This window comes from Hydrogenophaga intermedia, from assembly GCF_023715105.1.
Lineage (GTDB): Bacteria > Pseudomonadota > Gammaproteobacteria > Burkholderiales > Burkholderiaceae_C > Hydrogenophaga > Hydrogenophaga intermedia_A.
The window spans coordinates 1-4,762 of sequence record NZ_JAMBNO010000054.1; the positions used below are offsets into that span (position 1 = coordinate 1).

Below are 4,762 nucleotides of genomic sequence, written 5' to 3' on the forward strand. Positions count from 1 at the left end.
GCGTGGAGAAGGTGGAGACCGGCAGCAAGCTGGTGGCCGACGCGGGCCAGACGATGAGCGAGATCGTGGGCTCGGTGCAGCGGGTGACGGACATCATCGGCGAGATCACGGCCGCGGCGGGCGAACAGAGCGACGGCATCGGGCAGGTGAACACGGCGGTGAGCCAGCTCGACCAGATGACGCAGCAGAACGCGGCGCTGGTGGAAGAAAGCGCTGCAGCGGCGCAGAGCCTGAAGGATCAGGCGACCCGGCTGGCCGACGTGGTGCAGGTGTTCAAGCTTGACGCCGCGACGGCCGCCGCATCCGCAGTCACGCCGACCACCGTTGCCCGGGCCGCGCCTGCCCAGACGAGCGTCAAGGTGAGCACGCCTGCGAAACCCGCGGCTGCCCCGGCCGCTGCCAAACCCGCCAAGCCCTTGGCAGCGCCTTCCACCGCGCCACGCCGCGCCGAACCGGTGGCCACCGCCACCCGCGGCAGCGACGAGGGTGAGTGGGAAAGCTTCTGAGCGCCGCCCGACCCTGACGTACCCCGGCCCCGGGGCGCCGCGATCCGGCACCCCGGGGTTCTTCACGTTCCTTCCCTGACCAAGAGAATCCCGTGCTGAGTTCCCTGTCCTTCCAACGCAAGATGGCCACCCTGCTGGCTGTCGCCATCGGTGGTCTGCTGCTGCTGATCGCCCTCTCCGCTTTCCAGACCCGCGAGCGCATTCACGAGGCGCGCATGCAGGAGCTCAAGTCCGCCGTCGAATCGATGTACGGCATCGTGGCCGGTTACCACGCCGCCGCGCAAGCCGGCCAAATGAGCGAGGCCGATGCCAAGGCGGCTGCCGCCGCTGCTTTCAAACACGCTCGCTTCGGTGGCCCCGAAGGCAAGAGCGAGTACTTCTACATCTGGAGCATGGACGGCGTGAGCGTGATGCACCCGATCCGTCTGGAGTGGGCCGGCCAGAACAAGACCGAGGTGCTCAAGGACGGCAAGGGCCGCTACACGCTCAAGGACATCGTGGCCGGCCTCAAGGCCAGCACCGATGGTCGTGCCTACGTGGACACCGACTTCCCGCGGCCCGGCACGCAGGTGCCTGTGCCCAAGACGCAGTACGTGATGCACTTCCAGCCCTGGGGCTGGATCGTGGGCTCGGGTCTGTACATGGACGACATCGCCGCGCTGGTGCAAGACGCGCTGTTGCGCACGCTGATCATCGCCGTCCTGGCGGTGGGTGCCGTGGGCGCCGTGGGCTGGCTCGTCATCCGCAGCGTTCTGACGCAGCTCGGTGGTGATCCGGCGCGCGCCATGCAGGCCATGAACGAAGTGTCCGCCGGCAACCTGGGCGTCGACCTGGGCGAACCTGCACGGGGCAGCCTGCTGCACGCGCTGCAGACGATGGTGAATTCGCTGCGAAGCACGGTCACCCAGGTCCGCCAGGCGACCGACAGCATCAACACCGCGTCGGTGGAGATTGCCACCGGCAACCAGGACCTGTCGGCACGTACGGAGCAGACGGCCAGCAATCTGCAGCAGACCGCAGCGAGCATGGAGCAGCTCACCAGCACGGTGCGCCAGAGCGCCGATGCGGCGCGCCAGGCCAACCAGCTCGCTGCCAGCGCCGCCGAGATCGCCCAGCGCGGCGGCTCGGTGGTCTCGCAGGTGGTCACCACCATGGACGAGATCAACACCTCGTCCAAGAAGATCAACGACATCATCGGCGTCATCGACGGCATCGCCTTCCAGACCAACATCCTGGCCCTGAACGCGGCGGTGGAAGCCGCGCGTGCCGGCGAACAGGGCCGCGGCTTCGCGGTGGTCGCCGGTGAAGTGCGCAACCTGGCGCAGCGCAGCGCGCAAGCGGCCAAGGAGATCAAGGGCCTGATCGGTGCGAGCGTTGAGAAGGTGGAGACCGGCAGCAAGCTGGTGGCCGATGCGGGCCAGACGATGAGCGAGATCGTGGGCTCGGTGCAGCGGGTGACGGACATCATCGGCGAGATCACCGCGGCTGCGGGCGAACAGAGCGACGGCATCGGGCAGGTGAACACGGCGGTGAGCCAGCTCGACCAGATGACGCAGCAGAACGCGGCGCTGGTGGAAGAAAGCGCTGCAGCGGCGCAGAGCCTGAAGGATCAGGCCAGCCGGCTGGCCGAGGTGGTGCAGGTGTTTCGCACCGGCCAGGCCTGAGGCCGGCAGCAACAGATTCGAACAACCCACAGACAACATCCAGCGAGGACCGACATGCAAACCTTCATGCGCCAGTTCACCATTCGCACCCGCATGGTCGGGGCCATCGCCGTCGTGCTCGTTCTGCTTGCCGTGGTGGGCGGCGCAGGCCTGTGGGGCATGGCGCGTCAGGCCGCCGTGGCGCATGAGTTCTCGGAAAACGCCTTTCGGAAAACGGTGACGCTCTCGCAACTGAAGGCCGCGTTCGGTGAGATCACGCGCCACGAGAAGGACATGGTCATCGCCTACGAAAAGCCCGAGCAGGTGGCCGCGGCCAAGGCGAAGTGGGAGACCGCGCACGCCCAGGCAATGTCGCAAATGCAGGCCCTGCTGGCTGGCGAGGAAAACGAGGGCACCGCCATCGTGCGCGAACTGCAGAAGGAACTGGAGGCCTATGCGGCGGCGGTCGAGCCGGTGTCGCGCCAACTGGCCGACAGCGGCTACGAGACGGCCACCATCGCCAACCGCATGCTGGCGCGAGCCCATGAGCGCTTCAGCGCCATGGTGGAGCGCCTGGCCCGCGTGGAGGCGGTGCTGGGCGACGAGGTCCAGGCGCTGCAAGCCGAGAGCACGGCCGCCCACACGCAGACCCTGCTGGTGTTTGGTGTGGCACTGGCCATCGCAGCCCTCGTCGTCGTGCCCACCACGTTGGCCAACATGACGAGCATCTGCCGTCCGCTGGACCGCGCGCGCGAACTGGCCGACGCCATTGCCGAGGGTGACCTCACGCGTGAGGTCGACGATGCGGGCCGCGACGAACTGGCGCGCCTCATGCATTCGCTGGGCGCGATGCAGGCATCGCTCAACCGCATCGTGAGCGAGGTGCGCAACAGCACCGACAGCATCGGCACCGCAAGCACGCAGATCGCCAGTGGCAACCAGGACCTGTCGGGCCGCACCGAGCAGGCGGCCAGCAGTCTGCAGGAAACGGCGGCCAGCATGGACCAGCTCAGCAGCACCGTGCGCCAGAGCGCCGACGCGGCGCGCCAGGCCAGCGAAATGGCCTCGGCCAACGCCGAAGTGGCCGCGCGCGGCGGCCGGGTGGTGGGCCAGGTGGTGGCCACCATGCAGGACATCCAGACCAGCAGCCAGAAGATCGGCGACATCATCGGCGTGATCGATGGCATCGCTTTCCAGACCAACATCCTGGCTTTGAACGCCGCGGTGGAAGCCGCGCGTGCGGGCGAACAGGGCCGCGGTTTTGCGGTGGTGGCGGGTGAGGTGCGCAACCTCGCGCAGCGCAGCGCCGAGGCGGCCAAAGAGATCAAGGCCTTGATCGGCGCCAGCGTGGACAAGGTGCACACCGGCACCGAACTCGTGGCGCAGGCCGGCAGCACCATCGGCGAGATCGTGGACAACGCGCAGAAGATATCGACCTTCATCGCCGACATCACCACCGCCGCACAAGAACAGTCGCAGGGCATCGGCCAGGTGAACGCGGCCGTGGGCCAGCTGGACCAGATGACGCAGCAGAACGCGGCACTGGTGGAAGAAAGCGCTGCCGCGGCGCAGAGCCTGCGCGAGCAGGCTGGCCGGCTCGCCGAAGTGGTGCACGTGTTCCGCGTGAACGCCTGAGCGTGCCCCGTTTTCCAGAACAACAACAACCCCACGCTCATGAAATTCAACCAACGCCTGCTGCTCTCCTTTGTGGCGCCGGCCGCGCTCTTCGTGGCCAGCCTGGTCGCCAGCATCTGGTCCCTGGCACAAACGCAGGCCAGCTTCGATCGCTACATCAACACCGAGCAAGCGGTGGCCAATGGCGTGCAGGAGATGTACGCCCAGGGTCTGCAGATGGGCCAGGCCCTGCGTAACATCGTGCTCGACCCGAACAACCCGCAGGCGTACAAGAACCTCGACGCAGCCCGCGCCGCGTTCGACGACGCGCACCGCGACACCCTGGCGGCGGCGCGTGGCACGGCCAGCGAGGCCGCACTGGCGCCGCTGGCCGGGCAGCGCGCTGCCCAGGCGCAGGCACAGGACAAGGTGCTTGCCCTGGTCAAGACCGACGCCACCGCCGCCGTGGCCATGCTCAACGCCGAAGAAACGCCCGCCTGGCGCAAGCTGCGTGGTGAACTGCTGTCGTTGGGCAAGGCCTCGCGCGAGCTGTCATCGCAAACCCACGCCGACGTCAACCGCGCGGCCGATCGGGCACGGGCGCTTTCGCTCGGCCTGGCCCTGCTGGCTGGCGGTGTCGCGGTGGCGCTCGGCGTCTTGCTCTACCGCACCGTGTGCCGCGAAATCGGTGGCGACCCGGCGGCCGCGCGCGCCGCGGTGCGCCGCATGGCCGAGGGTGACCTCGCGGGGGCCGTGCCCGTGAGTCACCATCCGCAGAGCCTGATCGGATCGCTGGCGGCCATGCAGACGTCCATGCGCGCCCTGGTGAGCGACGTGAGCCAGGCGAGCTCGGGCATCGAGAGCGCGTCGGTGGAAATCGCCACCGGCAACCAGGACCTGTCGGCGCGCACGGAGCAGACGGCCAGCAACCTGCAGCAGACCGCAGCGAGCATGGAGCAGCTCACCAGCACGGTGCGCCAGAGCGCCGATGCGGCGCGC

The 4,762-nt window shown here is 68.3% G+C and carries 4 protein-coding genes; all 4 read left to right on the forward strand.

What is annotated here, in order from left to right; translation table 11 throughout:
* Window positions 1-506 (forward strand): methyl-accepting chemotaxis protein (locus M3149_RS22375; protein WP_251711573.1); only part of this gene is annotated, 506 nt, incomplete at its 5' end.
* Between the two features lie 92 nt (window positions 507-598).
* The gene (locus M3149_RS22380) at window positions 599-2,170 is read left to right on the forward strand and encodes a methyl-accepting chemotaxis protein (protein WP_353056839.1); all 1,572 of its coding nucleotides are present in this window, start codon (window positions 599-601) and stop codon (window positions 2,168-2,170) included.
* Between the two features lie 54 nt (window positions 2,171-2,224).
* Window positions 2,225-3,784 carry a methyl-accepting chemotaxis protein gene (locus tag M3149_RS23110; RefSeq protein ID WP_285887470.1) on the forward strand — a complete coding sequence of 520 codons (1,560 nt, stop codon included), beginning with the start codon at window positions 2,225-2,227 and terminating at the stop codon, window positions 3,782-3,784.
* Window positions 3,785-3,823: 39 nt separating this feature from the next.
* Window positions 3,824-4,762 (forward strand): MCP four helix bundle domain-containing protein (locus tag M3149_RS22395; protein WP_251711574.1); only part of this gene is annotated, 939 nt, incomplete at its 3' end.

Bases quoted from the DNA above. Each gene is read 5' to 3' on its own strand.
- M3149_RS23110 (WP_285887470.1), top strand. From the start codon at position 2,225: ATGCAAACCTTCATGCGCCAGTTCACCATTCGCACCCGCATGGTCGGG.